At 43.3% G+C, this 18,307-nt stretch carries 28 protein-coding genes and 1 rRNA gene; 2 read left to right on the top strand and 27 right to left on the bottom strand.

Features of this window, described 5'->3' with window-relative positions; genetic code table 11:
* From B9Y67_RS00665 to B9Y67_RS00655, 3 genes are all read right to left on the bottom strand, one after another.
* Positions 1-124, bottom strand: a 16S ribosomal RNA gene (locus B9Y67_RS00665); the annotation flags it as partial.
* A gap of 373 nt (positions 125-497) precedes the next feature.
* Positions 498-1,148: a beta-phosphoglucomutase gene (gene pgmB, locus B9Y67_RS00660; RefSeq protein ID WP_085504897.1), complete on the bottom strand. Its 651-nt coding sequence runs from the start codon at positions 1,146-1,148 to the stop codon at positions 498-500.
* 60 nt (positions 1,149-1,208) lie between these two features.
* Positions 1,209-1,430, bottom strand: a complete 222-nt coding sequence (locus tag B9Y67_RS00655; protein ID WP_085504896.1) for a hypothetical protein — start codon at positions 1,428-1,430, stop codon at positions 1,209-1,211.
* 135 nt (positions 1,431-1,565) lie between these two features.
* Here B9Y67_RS00655 and pdaB point away from each other — a divergent pair, with 135 nt between their 5' ends.
* Positions 1,566-2,324 (top strand): polysaccharide deacetylase family sporulation protein PdaB, encoded by a 759-nt coding sequence (pdaB, locus tag B9Y67_RS00650; protein WP_085504895.1) that lies wholly within the window; start codon positions 1,566-1,568, stop codon positions 2,322-2,324.
* 87 nt (positions 2,325-2,411) lie between these two features.
* Here pdaB and B9Y67_RS00645 read toward each other — a convergent pair whose 3' ends face one another.
* Positions 2,412-3,014, bottom strand: a complete 603-nt coding sequence (locus B9Y67_RS00645; RefSeq protein ID WP_085504894.1) for a KinB-signaling pathway activation protein — start codon at positions 3,012-3,014, stop codon at positions 2,412-2,414.
* 143 nt (positions 3,015-3,157) lie between these two features.
* Between B9Y67_RS00645 and gerD the strand changes: the two genes are divergently transcribed.
* A complete protein-coding gene (gerD, locus tag B9Y67_RS00640) occupies positions 3,158-3,799 on the top strand; it encodes a spore germination lipoprotein GerD (protein ID WP_085504893.1) in 642 nt (213 codons plus the stop codon).
* An 84-nt stretch (positions 3,800-3,883) separates the two neighbouring features.
* On the opposite strand, the gene B9Y67_RS00635 is transcribed toward gerD, so the two are convergent.
* From B9Y67_RS00635 to rplF, 23 genes are all read right to left on the bottom strand, one after another.
* Positions 3,884-4,939 carry an Mrp/NBP35 family ATP-binding protein gene (locus B9Y67_RS00635; protein ID WP_085504892.1) on the bottom strand — a complete coding sequence of 352 codons (1,056 nt, stop codon included), beginning with the start codon at positions 4,937-4,939 and terminating at the stop codon, positions 3,884-3,886.
* A gap of 96 nt (positions 4,940-5,035) precedes the next feature.
* The gene (cwlD, locus tag B9Y67_RS00630; protein WP_085504891.1) at positions 5,036-5,785 is read right to left on the bottom strand and encodes an N-acetylmuramoyl-L-alanine amidase CwlD; all 750 of its coding nucleotides are present in this window, start codon (positions 5,783-5,785) and stop codon (positions 5,036-5,038) included.
* A 130-nt stretch (positions 5,786-5,915) separates the two neighbouring features.
* Positions 5,916-6,308, bottom strand: coding sequence for a 30S ribosomal protein S9 (gene rpsI, locus B9Y67_RS00625; RefSeq protein ID WP_085504890.1), 393 nt, complete (start codon positions 6,306-6,308; stop codon positions 5,916-5,918).
* 19 nt (positions 6,309-6,327) lie between these two features.
* Positions 6,328-6,765, bottom strand: a complete 438-nt coding sequence (gene rplM / locus B9Y67_RS00620; RefSeq protein WP_062438365.1) for a 50S ribosomal protein L13 — start codon at positions 6,763-6,765, stop codon at positions 6,328-6,330.
* Positions 6,766-7,004: 239 nt separating this feature from the next.
* Positions 7,005-7,745 (bottom strand): tRNA pseudouridine(38-40) synthase TruA, encoded by a 741-nt coding sequence (gene truA, locus B9Y67_RS00615; RefSeq protein ID WP_085504889.1) that lies wholly within the window; start codon positions 7,743-7,745, stop codon positions 7,005-7,007.
* Positions 7,746-7,760: 15 nt separating this feature from the next.
* Positions 7,761-8,558, bottom strand: a complete 798-nt coding sequence (locus B9Y67_RS00610) for an energy-coupling factor transporter transmembrane component T family protein (protein ID WP_085504888.1) — start codon at positions 8,556-8,558, stop codon at positions 7,761-7,763.
* Positions 8,551-9,423 (bottom strand): energy-coupling factor ABC transporter ATP-binding protein, encoded by an 873-nt coding sequence (locus B9Y67_RS00605; protein ID WP_085504887.1) that lies wholly within the window; start codon positions 9,421-9,423, stop codon positions 8,551-8,553. Before B9Y67_RS00605 ends, B9Y67_RS00610 begins: the two co-directional genes overlap by 8 nt.
* Positions 9,399-10,235, bottom strand: coding sequence for an energy-coupling factor ABC transporter ATP-binding protein (locus B9Y67_RS00600; RefSeq protein WP_085504886.1), 837 nt, complete (start codon positions 10,233-10,235; stop codon positions 9,399-9,401). The genes B9Y67_RS00605 and B9Y67_RS00600 overlap by 25 nt, the downstream gene beginning before the upstream one ends.
* A 161-nt stretch (positions 10,236-10,396) precedes the next feature.
* Positions 10,397-10,756: a 50S ribosomal protein L17 gene (rplQ, locus tag B9Y67_RS00595; protein ID WP_085504885.1), complete on the bottom strand. Its 360-nt coding sequence runs from the start codon at positions 10,754-10,756 to the stop codon at positions 10,397-10,399.
* Positions 10,757-10,802: 46 nt separating this feature from the next.
* The gene (locus B9Y67_RS00590) at positions 10,803-11,747 is read right to left on the bottom strand and encodes a DNA-directed RNA polymerase subunit alpha (protein WP_062438345.1); all 945 of its coding nucleotides are present in this window, start codon (positions 11,745-11,747) and stop codon (positions 10,803-10,805) included.
* Positions 11,748-11,930: 183 nt separating this feature from the next.
* Positions 11,931-12,320 (bottom strand): 30S ribosomal protein S11, encoded by a 390-nt coding sequence (gene rpsK / locus B9Y67_RS00585; RefSeq protein ID WP_062438342.1) that lies wholly within the window; start codon positions 12,318-12,320, stop codon positions 11,931-11,933.
* 30 nt (positions 12,321-12,350) lie between these two features.
* Positions 12,351-12,716, bottom strand: coding sequence for a 30S ribosomal protein S13 (rpsM, locus tag B9Y67_RS00580; RefSeq protein WP_085504884.1), 366 nt, complete (start codon positions 12,714-12,716; stop codon positions 12,351-12,353).
* A gap of 24 nt (positions 12,717-12,740) precedes the next feature.
* Positions 12,741-12,854, bottom strand: a complete 114-nt coding sequence (rpmJ, locus tag B9Y67_RS00575; protein WP_003156543.1) for a 50S ribosomal protein L36 — start codon at positions 12,852-12,854, stop codon at positions 12,741-12,743.
* 35 nt (positions 12,855-12,889) lie between these two features.
* Positions 12,890-13,108 carry a translation initiation factor IF-1 gene (gene infA, locus B9Y67_RS00570; RefSeq protein ID WP_028781736.1) on the bottom strand — a complete coding sequence of 73 codons (219 nt, stop codon included), beginning with the start codon at positions 13,106-13,108 and terminating at the stop codon, positions 12,890-12,892.
* On the bottom strand, positions 13,086-13,421 hold the full coding sequence (locus B9Y67_RS00565; RefSeq protein ID WP_085504883.1) for a KOW domain-containing RNA-binding protein: 336 nt from the start codon (positions 13,419-13,421) through the stop codon (positions 13,086-13,088). The genes infA and B9Y67_RS00565 overlap by 23 nt, the downstream gene beginning before the upstream one ends.
* 16 nt (positions 13,422-13,437) lie before the next feature.
* Positions 13,438-14,184, bottom strand: coding sequence for a type I methionyl aminopeptidase (gene map, locus B9Y67_RS00560; protein WP_085504882.1), 747 nt, complete (start codon positions 14,182-14,184; stop codon positions 13,438-13,440).
* The gene (locus tag B9Y67_RS00555; RefSeq protein WP_085504881.1) at positions 14,181-14,834 is read right to left on the bottom strand and encodes an adenylate kinase; all 654 of its coding nucleotides are present in this window, start codon (positions 14,832-14,834) and stop codon (positions 14,181-14,183) included. Before B9Y67_RS00555 ends, map begins: the two co-directional genes overlap by 4 nt.
* A gap of 53 nt (positions 14,835-14,887) precedes the next feature.
* Positions 14,888-16,180 (bottom strand): preprotein translocase subunit SecY, encoded by a 1,293-nt coding sequence (gene secY / locus B9Y67_RS00550; protein ID WP_085504880.1) that lies wholly within the window; start codon positions 16,178-16,180, stop codon positions 14,888-14,890.
* Positions 16,180-16,620 (bottom strand): 50S ribosomal protein L15, encoded by a 441-nt coding sequence (gene rplO / locus B9Y67_RS00545; RefSeq protein ID WP_062438325.1) that lies wholly within the window; start codon positions 16,618-16,620, stop codon positions 16,180-16,182. The genes secY and rplO overlap by 1 nt, the downstream gene beginning before the upstream one ends.
* 28 nt (positions 16,621-16,648) lie before the next feature.
* Positions 16,649-16,834: a 50S ribosomal protein L30 gene (gene rpmD, locus B9Y67_RS00540; RefSeq protein ID WP_062438321.1), complete on the bottom strand. Its 186-nt coding sequence runs from the start codon at positions 16,832-16,834 to the stop codon at positions 16,649-16,651.
* A 13-nt stretch (positions 16,835-16,847) separates the two neighbouring features.
* Positions 16,848-17,351, bottom strand: coding sequence for a 30S ribosomal protein S5 (rpsE, locus tag B9Y67_RS00535; protein WP_028781729.1), 504 nt, complete (start codon positions 17,349-17,351; stop codon positions 16,848-16,850).
* A gap of 20 nt (positions 17,352-17,371) precedes the next feature.
* Positions 17,372-17,734, bottom strand: coding sequence for a 50S ribosomal protein L18 (rplR, locus tag B9Y67_RS00530; RefSeq protein ID WP_085504879.1), 363 nt, complete (start codon positions 17,732-17,734; stop codon positions 17,372-17,374).
* Positions 17,735-17,766: 32 nt separating this feature from the next.
* The gene (gene rplF, locus B9Y67_RS00525) at positions 17,767-18,303 is read right to left on the bottom strand and encodes a 50S ribosomal protein L6 (protein ID WP_085504878.1); all 537 of its coding nucleotides are present in this window, start codon (positions 18,301-18,303) and stop codon (positions 17,767-17,769) included.
* Positions 18,304-18,307 lie beyond the last annotated feature (4 nt).

Here is an 18,307-nt window from a genome sequence, read left to right as displayed (position 1 = left end):
CCGTCCGCCGCTCGTTCCACAAGCGTCACCCCCGAAGGGGATCCGCTTGCTTCCCGCGCTCGACTTGCATGTATTAGGCACGCCGCCAGCGTTCGTCCTGAGCCAGGATCAAACTCTCCATAAAAGTAAGTTTGAATAGCTCATGTTTGCACTGCTAAAGTGCGTTGTTCATTTCCTCATATAATGAAGAAATTGTATTGACGTACTGGTTGGTTCGTTCAGTTTTCAAAGATCAAATTGTTGTTTGTCGTTTTTGCGACGAATATTAATATATCATGGCCGCGAATCGTTGTCAACAATTTATTACAAGTTTTTTGTTGTAATTTGTTGGCTTCGGTTGTTTTTCCGACAACAGAGATAAATATAGCATATAAATTATAATTTATGCAATAGTGTTTTTAAACTTTTTTATAAAAAATGAAATTTGTCGTTTTGGAGTATATGATGATCCAATAAAAAAGAAGGGAGCATCAGCTCCCAACTTCTATCCGCGTGAGTTATTGAATTTTAGCCTGTAACTTTTTTAATTCAAGCTGGCTGGTTTCTTCCACAATCCAGTCAGCCTTTTCCAGGTAACTGCCGACCCCTACCGCAAACATACCAGCTGCTTTAATTGCGTCTACCCCTGCCTGGGCATCTTCTACTCCTACACACGCAGTTTCCGGCTCATTAATTTGTTCAGCAGCTTTCAGGAAAATTTCCGGGTCAGGTTTCCCGCGTTCCAGCTTAGCTGCATCCACGACTTCATCGAGTAAGTGAGTGATTTCCAGCCTTTCAATTACTACCTGCGCATTTTTACTGGATGAAGCAAGAGCAGTTTTAATACCAGCTTCTTTTATTTCTTCCATGAACTCGAGGATACCCGGAAGTAAATCATTTGGCGTGATATTAGCAATCATAGTTTTATAATGATCATTTTTCTTAGAGGCAAAATGCTCTTTTTCCGATTCTGATAATTCTTTTTCCCCGTGGTTTAAAATCAATTCCAATGATTCCATCCTGCCCACACCTTTTAACCGCTCATTGAACTCCCGGTCAAATGATATATCCAACTCTTCGGCAAGCTTCTTCCATGCTTCGAAGTGATATTCAGCAGTATCGGTGATCACACCATCCAAGTCGAACAGAACTCCTCTTATCTCTTTCATGTTCCCCACTCCCTTACTAACTCCTGTTGTTCTTCTATATTGAATATAACATATTCTTTCTTATTGCTGTTTTTTCTTCCTGGGCATGTACTTCAAACATTCATGATGGCTGGCAACACGTTTGAACAATTGAAAAAGCAATTGATACCGTTCTTGCATTGCACGCTTAACCATATGATCGATGCGGTGGTCATCTAAGTCGAACAAAAGCTCGTCCATTTCTCTTTTAATTAGATATTCTATTTCTTCTCTTTCATTTTCGTTCATCAACAAACCAAGCACGAGATCACCTCATTGAAAGATTGTCTTTACATTGTTCCCTTATTCCAATTATTTATTAGAAAAAATTACCGAATCGCATAGCCTGGCCTAATTGAACATAGAATGTAGCAAGTCCACTTGGAAAGAAGGGGTTGTATGCATTTTTTTGTATGGCAGCTTAAAACAATAAAACGATATGCCATCATTGTACTTTTAGCCTTGGTTTGTGCCTTATTCTTATGGATTGGTCAGTTTAATTCCCTGTCTGTTTTTTCAAGCGAAAATGGCCCGGAAGCTTTAAGCAAAGGAGATGACAAACAAGCTGCCGTCGCCTTGACGTTCAATATAAGCTGGGGTACTGAAAAGGTGAATGAAGTGTTGAAACAATTAGCTGATCATGATGTGCAGGCCACTTTTTTCGTAAGCGGAGAATGGGCTGAAAGGCATCCGGAATTAATGAAGAAAATTAACGAAGGAGAACACGAAATCGGAATGATGGGTTACCGGTATACAAGCTACCTGGAACAAAAGCCGGAGCAGGTAAGAAAAGACCTGAACTACGCAAAAGAAATTTTCGATAAACTGGGATACGAGGACCTCACTCTTTTGCGCCCTCCTCATGGTCACTTTAATAAAGAAGTATTGGAAATTGCAGACGAAAAAGGGTATGACGTGGTTCAATGGAGTATAAACCCGAGGGATTGGGAGAATCCAGGAACGGAGCATATAGTCGATCATGTAATGAGTAAGAGTTCCAAAGGGGATATTATCCTCCTTCATGCTTCGGATTCAGCTAAGCAAACCCCTAAGGCGTTAGATACAATTTTACCGGGATTGAAAGGAAAAGGATTGAAGTTCGTCAGAGTTACGGATCTGGTGGCAGGAAGCGAAGCGAACGCACAAGAAATAAACTAATTAGAAAAAATTGGCTTATCGCCAAGTATTTATACAAATTTTTCTTAAAATATAAAAAAGCCGGACAACCAAATGTCCGGCTTTTCATTATTTACGTTTCGGCTCCTTATTATTCAAGCGATGGAGTAGTAATAACTGATAAGCATTACATGCAAGAAGCGGAATAATCATCAGCCATACATAAACCTGGCCTTCAGATTGTAAAGCAGGCACCCATTCAACGGTAGTCACTACTACCATAAAAAATAAAGCGGGGACAAATGCCTTGCTGTTGGTTTCTTTTCTTTTTATATGAGCCACCACATAGCTGACTGCCAACAAGGCAAATGCTGTAAGCAGGTAAGGCCACAAAGAAGCACCTTCACCAGCTGCCTGGTAACGGAAATAAACAAGATCAAACAAGGTGAAAACAATTAGAAACACCTGGATCGCAGGCCATAAGCCTTTAAACATACCTAAGCCAAATTGATGGACGGTCAAATACGCAAAAAAGCCCATTTGACTGATAATACTGAATATAAAACCTAATCCTGAGAAAAATAACAACAGCCCGATTAGCTCAAAAAAATCGAATGGCTGTAATACTTGTGCATAAGCATCCGCTTTGACAACAAAGCTGGTCAGAAGTGTCAGTGCCCCGCCCAGTACTAAAGTCGTCCAAAAAAGATGCACCCATTTACGACTTGTCACGATGTATCCCCCTAATCTTCTTATAACCTTTCCTTTGGTATTTTATCATGAACACCCGTTTTTTTCCTTAGTGTTAGCGCGAATATTTTTCTCCCGTTTCCCCATATTAATAAATAATAGGACAAAGAAAGGGGACATTCCAAATGTCCATGAAACGCAGCTTATTGTTCATAGGATTATTTGCATTGTTTCTCACCGCATGTGCAGGGAATTCCTCTGGAAGTGAACAAGCCGATTACGACACCACTAAAAAAATGGTTGTAGATATATTAAAGTCCGATGATGGTAAAAAAGCCATGACAGAAGTATTATCTGATGAAAAAATGCAGCAGGCGATGGCTCTCGAATCCGAGGTGGTCTCTGACGCTGTCAATCAGGCATTGACTTCTGAAAAAGGCCAGGAATTCTGGACAAAAATGTTTGAAGATCCAAAGTTTGTTAAAGGTTTTGCCGACTCGATGAAAAAAGAACATGAGGAACTGCTGAAGGGGTTGATGAAGGATTCTGAATACCAGAAACTCCTCATCGATGTTTTCCAGAACCCTGAAATGGTCGAGCAGGTGCAAACCGTTCTAGAAGGACAAAAATTCCGTGAGCATTTAGAGAAAACTATTCAAGAAACCCTGAACAGTCCTTTGTTTAAAGCAGAAATGACTGAAACTTTGCTAAAAGCCGCTGAAAAAATGCAAGAAGGTGGGCAAAGCGGAGGCGAAAGCCAAGGCGGGCAATCCCAGGAAGGCGGTTCCAGCGGTGGAGGTGAAGGTGGCGGAGGTACGACGGAGTAATATCCAATACGTATCTGTTTCGCTTCTTCTCCTATAGAAAAAGGTCACGTTTCCCTTCTGCGGGATAACGTGACCTTTGTTATATCAGGACGTACGATCAATTACCTTTGCTGCTACATTCCGGTAAATCTGTCCCGTTGGATGGTCTTCCTGATAAACCGATGGAGCAAAAATATCTTCTTCTTCAAACGGCTGGCGCAGAGGAACTTGACCGAGCACATCTGTTTTCAGCTGTTCTGCAAGCTTGTCTCCTCCGCCACGTCCGAATACATATTCTTTATCGCCTGTCACCTGGCTTTCAAAGTAAGCCATATTTTCCACTACCCCAAGGATTTCATGTTCCGTCTGGATAGCCATCTGACCGGCACGCGCTGCAACAAAAGCTGCTGTCGGATGCGGTGTCGTAACGATGATTTCTTTAGAGGATGGAAGCATAGAATGGACATCTAATGCTACATCACCAGTACCCGGCGGTAAATCAAGAAGCAGATAGTCCAAATCGCCCCACTCCACTTCTTTGAAGAAGCTTGTCAGCATTTTACCGAGCATTGGACCACGCCAGATAACAGGCGAATTGTCTTCAACAAAAAAGCCCATAGAAATGACTTTCACACCAAATCGTTCTACCGGGAGAATTTTTTCTCCTCGCACGACAGGACGCTCCTCTACTCCCATCATATCCGGTACACTGAAACCATAAATATCAGCATCGATAATGCCGACCTTCTTGCCTAAACGCGCAAGAGCAATAGCAAGGTTTACAGTTACGGTAGATTTCCCTACGCCACCTTTCCCACTTGCAATCGAGATAAATGTAGTCCCTGTCTGGCCATTCATCAGAGATGCCTCTTCGGCTTGTTGAGCGCTGCCTTGATACTTTTCAATAACTTCATCTGGAAGCTGACTGAAACGTAAACCGACAGTAGCCGCGCCGGCACTCTTCAAAACGTTTACAATTTCCTGTTGGAGCTGCATTTGTTCTGCCGTATTAGTTTTGGCAATACCGATTTTGACACTGACATGGTTCTTTTCTTCTTTGATTTTAATCTCTTCTACGCCACCGGTTTCTTCTAACGTTTTATGTAAAAACGGATCCTCGATTGGATCAAGCAATTTTTGTACTTCTTCTTTATTCAACACGTATGATTCACCATCCTTTTTATTGTTTCAATCACTGCAAGTATAACATATTTCATTTACGAAATAAGTGATTTGCATCAAGGATGGTGAAATCTGTCAGTTGGAACCCGGATATTCTTCTTCACTCGAATACCGCAAAATGCCTTCATAAATAGAAGCTGCCATCTTTCGCTGATAGCTGTCTTTTTTCAATAAGTTCCGTTCATGGGGATTCGATAAAAAGCCAGCTTCCACTAGTGCACTTGGAACATTAGAATGCTTGAGGAGATACATGCCATTAATAGCGAGTACAGATCTTGTTGTATTTTCCAGGTTACGGACGATTTCCGCCTGGATAAACTTGGCCAAATGCTCACTTTGCTCCAAGTCAGGATAATAGAAAGTCTGAGCACCACGCCATTCCGAAGCAGGAAGGGCATTCAAGTGTATACTTAAAAAAATATCCGGTTCTTTCTCATGAATGAATGCCAATCGGTTCCGCAGATCTTCGGTTTTTCTCCTCGAATACCCGTCTGTATCTTCCGCTGCTAAATCACGGTCATCACTTCGCGTCAAATATACTAACGCCCCACCCTGCTGGAGGTAATCCTGTAAGTATTTGGTGATATTAAGCGCAATATCTTTTTCCTGTACATTATCTTCCTCCGGCCCTTCCGCTCCTCCGTCAACTCCCCCATGTCCCGGATCCAGTACAATCACCTTTCCGGCTAATGGGAGCGACCATGTCTGCCATGTATCTTTTGCTTCTTGAACAGGATATGCAATTAAAAAAATCAATAATGCCAGCCCACATAACCACGTAAATACTTTCAGACGATGGTACACGTCTTTCCCACCCTCTCCCATAACATTCTCTTTCAACTATATGGGACAAAGCAGTAAAATATGCTCGTCTAACCTTTTCCTGCTACTTGAAAAATTATATAAAAAAGCCTCTGATCTGCAATAGACCAGAGACTTTAGTAACAATATAAAATTAACGCTTGGAGAACTGTGGTGCACGACGAGCGCCTTTAAGACCGTATTTCTTACGCTCTTTCATGCGGCTGTCACGTGTCAGTAGACCTGCACGCTTCAATGGTGTGCGGTAGTCAGGATCAGCTTGCAATAGGGCGCGAGCGATACCATGACGGACAGCACCAGCCTGGCCAGTGAATCCACCACCATCAACGTTTACATATACATCATAGTTACCTTCTGTTTCTGTAACAGCTAGAGGCTGCTTTAGAATTGTACGAAGGGTTTCATACGGGAAGTAGTCTTCCGCGTCACGGTTGTTGACTACTACACGGCCGTTTCCAGGAACAAGGCGTACACGTGCAGTTGACTTTTTACGACGTCCAGTACCGTTGTATTGTACTTGTGCCACTCTTCATTACCTCCTTAGATTATCCGCGAAGTTCGTAAACTTCTGGTTGTTGTGCTTCGTGCTTGTGCTCTGGGCCAGCATACACGTGAAGCTTCTTACCCATTTTACGTCCCAGGCTTCCTTTAGGCAGCATACCCTTGATTGCAATTTCAAGCATTTGCTCAGGGTATTTCGTACGCATTTCGTTAGCTGTACGAGATTTCAAACCGCCTACATAATTTGTGTGACGGTAATAAATTTTATCGTTAAGTTTCTTACCTGAAAGTTCGATTTTTTCTGCATTGACGATAATTACGTGATCACCAGTGTCAAAGTGCGGTGTATAAGTTGGTTTATGCTTACCGCGTAGGATAGCAGCTACTTCGCTGGAAAGACGACCAAGTGTCTTACCCGCTGCATCCACAACATACCATTTACGTTCAACGTTACCTTCATTAGCCATGAAAGTTGTGCGCATGTCGGTTTCCCTCCTGAATTGTTTAAATGTTTCACAGAGCTTCATTTATCTCGATACGATTAGTTTCCGGGGCTAATCGTGGTATAGAAATAAAATGCCATAGAACATATTATAATACTTGTACCCCGAATGTCAAGGAAATGTTACACCAGGGAGAGTTGTTTTTTATAAATTATTGAAAAACGATAAAATATAAGAAATGCTGAACTTTCTGCTGCCAGTTATGATCCTCAAAATGCTTAGTAAAAAACCTCCCAAAGAAACAAACCATGGGGCGGTGCAGTCTTGCCTGCTGCGCTTCGATCCTTCGCCTCAATCATAGCCATAATCTCTTCTGGTTTTCTTTCTCCTTTTCCAATTTCCAGCAAAGTACCCACCAAAATGCGGACCATATTGTAAAGAAATCCTGTACCCCGGAAAATAAATACCAGATCATTTCCTTCCGGATGAATTTCAGCCTTAGTGATCGTCCGGACTTTATCGCCTTTTACTGTAGAACGGGCAGAACAAAAGGAAGTAAAATCATGTTCCCCTTCCAGATACCTGCATGCTTCCTTAATCGCTGTTACATCCAATTTCTGAGGAACATGATAACTATAATAGCGTCTGAACAGGTCAGGATCCTTTTGATTCAATACTTTATAGCGATATTCTTTTCCTCTGGTGTCATAACGGGCATGAAAACCTGCCTCGGCATATTGGATGTCAGCTATACGAATATCATCAGAAAGCATAGCATTCAAAGCCCGGTTCCAGCCTTCAGGCGGGATATTAAGATTTGAAGTGAAATGGATAACTTGTCCCACCGCATGCACACCAGCATCGGTCCGTCCTGAGGCTGTCACCTTCACCGTTTGACCTTTATGCATCTTCTGCAGGGCAGCTTCAATCTCGGCCTGGATGGTACGACCGTTAGGCTGTATTTGATAACCTGCAAATGCTGTTCCATCATATTGGATGATGCCCTTTAACTTTTGCACAATGTTTCCTCCATCCTATGCTCTGGTCAAGAATAAACCGATAACCAAAAGTATAAAAAGGATATACGTGTAGGTATCCAGCTTACCGATACGAAGTTCCCTCAGCTTCGTTCTTCCCTCACCACCCTGGTATCCTCTTGCCTCCATCGCCATTGCCAGTTCTTCTGCACGTTTAAAAGCACTCACAAACAATGGAACTAACAAAGGTACCACTGCCTTGATACGGTCTTTGAAAGAGCCTGTACGAAAGTCGACGCCTCTCGATGCCTGAGCTTTCGAAATTTTCTCTGTTTCCTGCATCAACGTTGGAATGAAGCGTAGTGAGATCGACATCATTAACGCAAGCTCATGCACCGGGAAACGAATCTTCTTCAATGGCCCTAACATCCCCTCAATCGCATCTGTGATTTCTATCGGGGTGGTCGTCAGCGTCAGGAGTGAGGTCACCAGGATTAATAAAAAGAAACGCAAAGAAATAGCTAAACCTTGAATGATTCCGCCTGTATAAAAATCAAAGGAAAAAATAGTGAACAGTACTTCTCCTTCTTTTGTAACAAATAAGTGCAGAATAAAAGTGAAAACTATCAAAAACCAAACAGGAAGCAACCCTTTAATCAAGTAAGGCGCAGGAATTCTTGTTGAAACCGCGCTTCCTACTGCAAATAACGTCAATAACCCGTAACTCATAACAGAATTAGCAAAGAATACGATCAACACAAAGAAAAAAATGATGGTTATTTTCGTCCGGGGGTCAAGTCGGTGGATAAACGAGTTGCCTGGTACATACTGTCCGATGATCATGCTGCTACCCATTGCTCTCTCCCCCTTTTACAATAGCAGTCAATTCCTTTGCTAATTGTGCTATGCTTTGTTTTTGGTAGGGGATCGCTTTTCCGAACTGCTTTTCTGCCTGATGCAAAAATTGGATTACCTCCGGAAGATCCAGTTGTACCCTTTGCAGTTCCTCTTTATTGACGAGTACGTCCAAAGGAGCGCCTTCCATATACTTTTCGCCATCTTTCATGATGATAATATGGTCCGCATATCGGAGCGCGTCCTCCATACTGTGCGTAACCAAAACAGTAGTAAGGTTGTTGTTTTTATGCTGGCGGGAAAACATATCCATGATTTCCCTTTGACCACTTGGATCCAGTCCAGCTGTCGGCTCGTCTAATACAAGCACTTCAGGGTTCATGGCAAGCACACCCGCTATAGCTACTCTTCTCATTTGCCCTCCGCTGAGATCAAAAGGTGATCGCTGGAGAAGATCTTCCGGCAAACCTACCGCCTTAATGGCTTCACCTGTTCTTCTTTCGATTTCTTTAGGCTCCACGTTAAAGTTCAATGGGCCAAACCCGATATCCTTTGCAACTGTTTCCTCAAATAGTTGGTGCTCAGGATATTGAAAGACCACCCCTACTTTTTCTCGTAAGCTTTTGATATCTTTCGTTTTTTCCCCTGCACTGATTTGGTAGTCGTCGATCATCACTTTCCCCTCTGTGGGTCGTAAGAGACCATTCAAGTGTTGAAGCAATGTGGACTTACCAGAGCCTGTATGGCCAATAACAGCAACAAAGGACCCGGAAGGTATATGAAATGACACCCCACTCAAAGCACGATGTTCAAATGGTGTATTAGCCTGGTAGATATAACTTACATCTTTGAATGTAATGTCCATAAGTCCTCCAACAACTCCTGGTGATTTAATGGCTCACGCTGTATAGGTAATCCAGCAGCAGATAATTCAGCAGCCAGCTTCGTTACAAAGGGAGTATCTAAGCCAATATTCCGTAATTTATCTTTTTCGGAAAACACATCTCGCGGGGTGCCTTCTAACCATTTGCTGCCCTGGTTCATCACAATTACCCTGTCTGCCTTTACAACTTCCTGGAGGTCATGAGTAATGGTAAGGAGTGATAGATCCTGGTCTTCCTGCACGTTACGTATCGTTTCCATAATTTCCAGTCTGCCTTTAGGGTCAAGCATAGCGGTAGCTTCATCCAATATGATGAGTTGAGGTGCCACAGCCAGCACACTGGCTATAGCAACACGCTGTTTTTGCCCTCCAGAGAGACGGTGGGGTTCGTGGGCTACATAATCGCTCATGCCTACTGCAGCTAAGCTTGTCTGGATCCTTTCCACCATAAGTTTTCGTGGCAGACCATGGTTCTCCATGCCAAAGGCAACATCATCCTTAACCGTCGTACCGACAAACTGGTTATCAGGATTCTGAAAAACCATTCCTACTTTCTTGCGGATTTCCCAAATCGTATCTTCAGTTACTTGCACCCCGTCGACAAGGATCTCTCCCTTTTGAGGAAGAAGAAGGCCATTCATCAATTTAGCGATGGTAGATTTCCCGGAGCCATTGTGGCCGATAATGGCCAGCCACTCATCAGATTGCACATGAAAACTTACATCTTTTAATACCCAGGGCTGGTCTTCCCTATAGCGGAATGATACGTCTCTAAACTCGATAAAATATGACAAACTTAGCTCCCCCTCTGCTCGACTTACCTAATATTTCCCCGGAAATAATGTCCGTTTTTCTAGAATTATAGGGAAATAGCTGGTTAGGTGCAAAACAAAAAAGGGCTGGAACCAACCTCTAGCTGAGATTCCGTCCTGCCCTTTTGCACCCTTGTTATTCATTAAACTAATTCAATGATCGCCATTTTCGCGCCATCACCTTGACGTTCGCCAAGTTTCAGTACACGAGTATAACCACCTTGACGCTCCTCATAGCGTGGAGCGATGTCAGAGAATAGTTTTTGTAGTGCTGTCTGATCTCCTTCTTCATCAGCTGAAGCACTATATAGATACGCTTCTGCTTGACGACGAGCGTGTAGATCCCCACGCTTGCCGAGTGTGATCATTTTGTCCACGACAGAACGAAGCTCTTTCGCTTTGGCTTCAGTCGTCTCAATACGTTCATGGATAATTAGATCTGTCGCCAGGTTGCGCAACAACGCCAAGCGTTGATCTGTAGTACGACCCAATTTTCTAGCCATTGATTATCCCTCCCTTGTTTTGACTCTCTTTGATGCAATCTATCGATCAATCGTCTTTTCTTAGACCAAGGCCGAGTTCATCTAATTTATATTTAACTTCTTCCAGTGACTTACGTCCGAGGTTGCGGACCTTCATCATGTCTTCTTCAGACTTATGAGCAAGTTCTTGTACGGTATTGATTCCCGCACGCTTCAAGCAATTGTAGGAACGTACAGACAAGTCAAGCTCTTCGATAGTCATCTCTAGTACTTTTTCTTTTTGGTCCTCTTCTTTTTCGACCATGATTTCCGCTTTTTGTGCTTCATCAGTAAGGCCGACAAAGATATTGAGGTGTTCCATATAGACTTTAGCACCAAGAGACACAGCCTCTTCTGGACGAATGCTTCCATCTGTCCAAACATCTAACGTAAGTTTATCAAAATTAGCTGACTGACCCACACGTGTGTTTTCCACCTGGTATGTTACACGTGATACTGGTGTGAAGATGGAATCAACCGGAATGACTCCAATTGGCAGGTCTTCGTGATTGTTCCCCTCTGCCGGGCGATATCCTCTGCCACGCTCAGCTGTGATACGCATTTGCAGACTGGCATTCGGACCAAGTGTTGCAATGTGAATCTCCGGATTCAAGACCTCGATATCACTGTCATGCGTAATGTCAGCAGCAGTAACGTTTCCTTCGCCTTGTACATCAATCTCTAAAGTCTTTTCCTCATCTGAATAAATCTTCAGAGCCAGTTTCTTCAGGTTCAGAATGATAGTCGTTACATCTTCAACCACCCCATCGATCGTGGAGAATTCATGAAGTGCCCCATCCATCTGAACAGATGTCACAGCAGCGCCAGGAAGCGAGGATAGTAGGATACGACGTAAGGAGTTACCTAGTGTTGTACCATACCCGCGTTCGAGCGGTTCGACAACGAATTTCCCAAATGTGGCGTCATCGCTGATCTCAACCGTTTCAATTTTCGGCTTTTCAATTTCGATCATTAAACAAAACCCTCCTTCAAAACGTCGAAACCTCGGTTAGACCTCCTGTCTAACCGAAATTCCTCAGGTAGGCAGTCCCCGATTTAGAACAAATAACGTTCGTATTGTCTGTTATTCATGCGGTGCTGTTAAATAGCTATCATAACCCATTATAGACAGGGTTACAAATTCTATACAGTAAAATTATACACGACGACGTTTTGGCGGACGGCAACCATTGTGAGGTACAGGTGTAACATCACGAATAGCTGTTACTTCCAAGCCTGCAGCTTGAAGTGCACGGATAGCAGCTTCACGACCAGCACCTGGGCCTTTAACGGTTACTTCCAAAGTTTTCATACCGTGTTCCTGAGCTGCTTTAGCTGCAGCTTCAGAAGCCATTTGTGCAGCGAATGGAGTAGACTTACGGGAACCTTTGAAACCTAGGGATCCAGCACTGCTCCAGCTTACTGCGTTACCTTGGACATCGGTGATAGTAACGATCGTATTGTTGAAAGTAGAACGGATATGAGCCACTCCACTCTCAATATTCTTTTTCACACGACGTTTACGAGTGTTAGTTTTACGTGCCATATTGTTTTATTTACCTCCTTTATCTAACGATTATTTACGCTTATTCGCAACGGTACGACGTGGTCCCTTACGAGTACGGGAGTTGTTCTTCGTCTTCTGTCCGCGTACTGGAAGGCCGCGACGGTGGCGGATTCCACGGTAAGAACCGATTTCAATCAAACGTTTGATGTTAAGAGAAACTTCACGGCGAAGGTCACCTTCTACGTTGAAGTCCTCCATTGCTTTACGGATTTTAGCTAGTTCGTCCTCAGTCAAGTCGCGGACGCGTGTGTCTTCAGAAACACCAGCTTTAGCCAGTACTTCTTTAGCAGCGGATTTACCAATGCCATAGATATAAGTTAAAGAAACAACGACGCGCTTGTCACGAGGAATATCTATACCTGCAATACGTGCCATAGGTTACGTGCACCTCCTTCAGAATTAGCCTTGTTTTTGTTTATGCTTAGGATTTTCGCAAATTACCATTACTTTACCTTTACGACGGATAACTTTGCACTTTTCGCAAATTGGTTTTACAGAAGGCCTTACCTTCATGATCCATACCTCCTTTTAGATCGGAGCATTTCATGCTATTTATAACGGTACGTAATTCGTCCTCTTGTTAAATCATAAGGGGAAAGTTCAACCGTCACTTTGTCACCAGGCAAGATTCGAATGAAATGCATGCGAATTTTACCAGATACATGTGCCAGAACGGTATGTTCGTTCTCAAGCTCTACCTTGAACATTGCATTTGGCAGAGTCTCAACGACGGTACCTTCCACTTCAATTACATCGTCTTTCGCCATCGAGTTGATCTCCCTTCTTCAAATCAGTCACTACTTCATTCATAAATTTCGTTACGGCAAAACGCAGCTTACCATTTGTGACGCGACCAGTTTCTAGAAGGCTGTGTTGGACTTCTGGAGAAACGAAATCCATCAGCTCCACGTGCTGCAGATTCTTTTTCTTTGGTCGATCAAACTTTCGTTTCTCCCCATCAGCAAGCAGCACAAAACGATCGTCAAGCAAATCAATGACAACCATATACTGCTCTGCTTCACGTCCCTGTACAATACGAACAACTTGACCTATTCGTGGACTCGACTCAGTTTCGTTCAATCACGATCACCTTCACTTAGGCTTTGGTTAAAATCTCATAACCTTCTTCAGTAATGACGATAGTATGTTCAAAATGAGCACACATCTTACCGTCTTGCGTGACGACCGTCCAATTATCAGCAAGTGTTTTGACGTACCTTTTACCTGCATTCACCATCGGTTCAACCGCCAATACCATTCCAGGCTTCAGACGCGGCCCCTTGTTGGGAGGTCCATAATGAGGAATTTGTGGGTCCTCATGCAGTTCCTGTCCGACGCCATGTCCTACATATTCCCGGACAATCGAGTATCCTAACGGTTCAACGTAACTTTGGATGGCATGCGATATATTTGAAAGGCGTACACCTGGTTTTGCTTCATCAAGTCCTTTAAACAAGGATGTTTCAGTAACTTTCAGCAAATCCTCTGTCTTTTCATCAATTTCACCGACCGGATAAGTCCAGGCTGAATCGCCATGATATCCTTTGTATTTTGCACCGATATCAATACTGATGATATCTCCTTCATTCAATTTCCGGTCACCCGGAATTCCATGAACAAGCTCCTCATTGACAGAGGCGCAAATACTACCACGGAAACCATTATACCCTTTAAAGGAAGGAATTGCATCCATACTGCTGATAAACTGCTCAGCAATGTTATCCAATTCTCCTGTAGTGATACCTGGTTGAATATGCTTTTTCAACTCTCGGTGCGTCAGGGCAACAATTCTGCCCGCTTCACGCATGATTTCAATTTCCCGTGGTGTTTTCGTGATGATCATTTAGCTAAGCCTCCGAGCTTTTCGTCGATGTCCTTGAATACTTGGTTGATATCCTGGTCACCTTCAATTGTTACTAAATAGCCTTTGTCCTTGTAGAAGTCCAACATTGGTTGTGTCTGTTCGATATTTACATCCAAACGTTTACGGACAGTTTCTGGTTGATCATCTTCACGCTGAATCAACTCGGAACCATCTTTATCACATTTGCCTTCCACTTTAGGAGGGTTGTAGATGACGTGATACGTAGCACCACATGTCGGGCAGACACGTCTGCCTGTTAAACGTTCTACCAGTTGATCGGTTGGAACATCAATATGAAGGACATAATCCAAGGATTCGTTCATATCCTTCAAAAGATTTTCCAGGGCTTCGGCTTGAGCGATTGTTCTCGGAAAACCATCCAGCAAGAAACCTTTTTGACAATCATCTTTGCTGAGACGTTCACGCACGATTCCGATGGTTACTTCATCAGGAACCAATTCGCCTTTGTCCATGAATGATTTTGCTTCTTTACCTAATGCTGTTCCTTCTTTGATAGCTAAACGGAACATATCTCCAGTTGAGATATGAGGGATGTTATATTTTTCGACTATCTTTTCAGCCTGGGTACCTTTACCGGCACCAGGAAGACCCATCAGAATTAAATTCAACTTGTTCCCCTCGCTCTCATGTTGATCACCCTTCGAAACATTTCCAAGGATGTTTATTTAATAAACCCTTTATAGTGACGCTTCACTAATTGGCTTTCCAACTGTTTCATCATTTCAAGTGCAACACCTACTACGATGAGCAAGCTCGTGCCTCCAATTTGAATGGTAGGCGGCAGGTTAGCCACTGACCCAAGTATGATCGGTAAAATCGAAACGGCGGCTAAGAAGATCGAGCCGACGAAAGTTAGACGATACATGACTCGTGTCAAATAAGTTTCCGTGTTTTGACCTGGACGGATACCAGGAATATATCCACCTTGCTTCTTCAGGTTTTCTGCCATTTGTTCAGGGTTAACTTGAACAAAAGTGTAGAAATACGTGAAGGCAATAATCAAAGCGACATAAATGATCATCCCTGGCCAGTTTTGATAATCGAAAATATATTCGATCGTACTGGCTATTTCGCTTCCTTCAAAGAATCCAGCGATTGTCCGCGGAGCAATGATGAAGGAAATGGCAAAGATGACCGGGATTACTCCGGCAGCATTAACTTTAATCGGTAAATGCGTGGAGTGCCCGCCTACTGGTGAACGATTCACTAGACGCTTGGCATATTGGACTGGAATTTTGCGTAGTGCCTGTTGGATAAAGATAACTCCAACCACCACAGCTACGATAACTAGTAGAATGATTGCCAATATTACGAGGTTGAGAAACAATTGTTCACCAGGATCAGCAAGGTACTGATCATATAGTTGATTTACACCTTGTGGGATGGCAGCTACGATACCTGCAAAAATCAAGATGGAAATTCCATTTCCCACCCCGTTAGCGGTGATCTGTTCACCAAGCCACATTAAGAATGCCGTACCACCCGTCAATACTAACGCAATAACAAGAAACTTGCCGACTCCAGGATTCTGGATAAGCTGCCCTTGCGTCATCGCGTTAAAACCAATGGACATTCCAATAGCTTGAATAAAAGCAAGAACGACTGTGCCATAACGGGTAAACTGAGCCAATTTCCTCCGGCCCACTTCCCCTTGTTTCTTCCATTCTGCGAATTTAGGTACTACGTCCATTTGCAATAACTGCATAATGATGGAAGCAGTAATGTAGGGCATGATCCCCATCGCAAAAATAGAAAAGTTTTGCAACGCGCCGCCCCCGAAAGTATTCAAGAAACCGAAGGCATTCTGTTCATCCATGAAGTTGATGGCATTCTTATCCGTAAATGGTACGGGAATGAATGTTCCAAAGCGGAAAACGATCAACATCAAAAGTGTAAATATGATTTTTCGCCGAATATCACCCACGCGCATAAAATTGGAGATTGTCCGGAACATTAAATCACCTCAGTTTGACCGCCCGCTGCTTCAATTGCTTCTTTAGCTGAAGCAGAGAACTTGTGAGCTTTTACTGTAAGTTTTTTATCAAGTGATCCGTTACCAAGGATTTTGATACCAGCTTTTTCTTTGCTTACTACGCCAGTTTCAAGTAAAAGCTCAGGAGTAACCTCTGTGCCTTCATCAAAGCGATTAAGTGCATCAAGGTTTACGATAGCGAATTCCTTACGGTGGATGTTAGTGAATCCACGTTTAGGAAGACGTTGGAATAATGGCATTTGTCCACCTTCGAATCCTGGACGAGTGCCACCGCCGGAACGAGCTTTCTGCCCCTTATGACCACGACCGGAAGTTTTACCATTTCCTGTCGCCATTCCGCGTCCGACACGGTTACGTTCTTTACGAGCACCTTTTGATGGCTTCAATTCATGTAGTTTCATGCGAGCACCTCCTCTTTGCGCTTAATGTTTATTCTACTTCTTTAATTGCAACCAAGTGAGATACTTTGTTAACCATTCCACGATTGGATGGAGTGTCTTCAAGTACCACAGATTGACGAATTTTATTCAGGCCAAGTGTTTTGACAGTTAGACGTTGGTCTTCAGGTCTGCCGATCACACTGCGCGTGAGGGTAACTTCCAACTTTTTAGCCATGTTATTTCCCTCCTTATCCTAACAGTTCTTCTACAGACTTTCCACGTAGTTTAGCTACATCTTCAGCGCGCTTAAGCTCATTAAGGCCGCTGATTGTTGCACGGACCATGTTGATTGGTGTGTTGGATCCTAGGGATTTAGACAGGATGTCACCTACACCTGCGAGCTCAAGTACGGCACGGACAGGGCCACCAGCGATTACTCCGGTACCTTCTGCAGCTGGTTTCAATAGGATGTTACCAGCACCGAATTGTCCATGGATTTCATGTGGAATAGTCGTACCAACGACTGGTACACTGATCAAGTTTTTCTTTGCATCGTCGATCGCCTTTTTGATCGCTTCTGGTACCTCTTGGGCTTTACCAGTACCGAATCCGACGTGACCATTTTTATCTCCTACAACAACCAATGCTGCAAAACGGAAACGACGTCCACCTTTAACTACTTTTGCTACACGGTTGACTGTTACAACGCGTTCTTCTAGATCTAGTTTACTAGGGTCGATGTTTGTACGCATATATGTCCCTCCTTTAACGATTAAAATTCAAGGCCGGCTTCACGAGCGGCTTCTGCTAATGCTTTTACACGTCCATGGTACAAATAGCCGCCACGGTCGAACACGACGTTTTTGTAACCATTGTCCTGTGCACGTTGTGCAATCAGTTCTCCGACTTTTTTAGCTGCTTCAACGTTACCAGTGCTTTCAAGGTCGAAACCATTGTCGTTAGTGGAAGCGCTAGCTACTGTCACTTGATTCACATCATCGATCAATTGTGCATAGATGTGCTTGTTAGAGCGATATACGTTCAAACGTGGGCGTGCAGCAGTTCCAGAAATGCTGCGACGTACACGAGCATGTCTTTTCTTACGTGTCACATTTTTATCAGGCTTAGTGATCATCAAGGTCACTCCTTTCTGTTGCTTACTTGCCCTTACTTAGCAGTTTTACCTTCTTTACGACGTACATATTCGCCTTCATAACGGATACCTTTACCTTTGTAAGGCTCTGGCGGACGAATAGCACGGATGTTGGCAGCTACAGCGCCAACCAATTCTTTATCGATACCTTTTACAACAAGTTTCGTGTTGGAAGGAACATCGATTTCAATACCGTCACGCTGTTCTACTTCCACAGGGTGGGAATAACCAGCGTTGATGGTCACTTTGTTACCTTGCTTTGTCGCACGGTAACCTACACCGATGATTTCAAGACTTTTTTCGTAGCCTTTGGATACTCCTTCAACCATGTTTCCGATCAGGCTGCGAGTTGTTCCATGAAGGGCACGATGTTCTTTACTTTCGCTTGGACGCTCTACAGTAAGAACATTGTCTTCAACTTTAATTGTCATGTCCTCGTGGAACGTTTGAGTAAGTTCCCCTTTTGGACCTTTAACTGTAACAGTGTTGTTGTCATTTTTAACTTCAACACCTTCTGGAAGTTCTAATGATTTAAAACCTACGCGAGACATATCT

Origin of the sequence: Thalassobacillus devorans (assembly GCF_900176565.1) — a bacterium.
Lineage (GTDB): Bacteria > Bacillota > Bacilli > Bacillales > Halobacillaceae > Thalassobacillus > Thalassobacillus devorans_A.
Note: the sequence above shows the minus strand (reverse complement) of the source record. Positions and strands in the feature narration are given on the sequence as shown.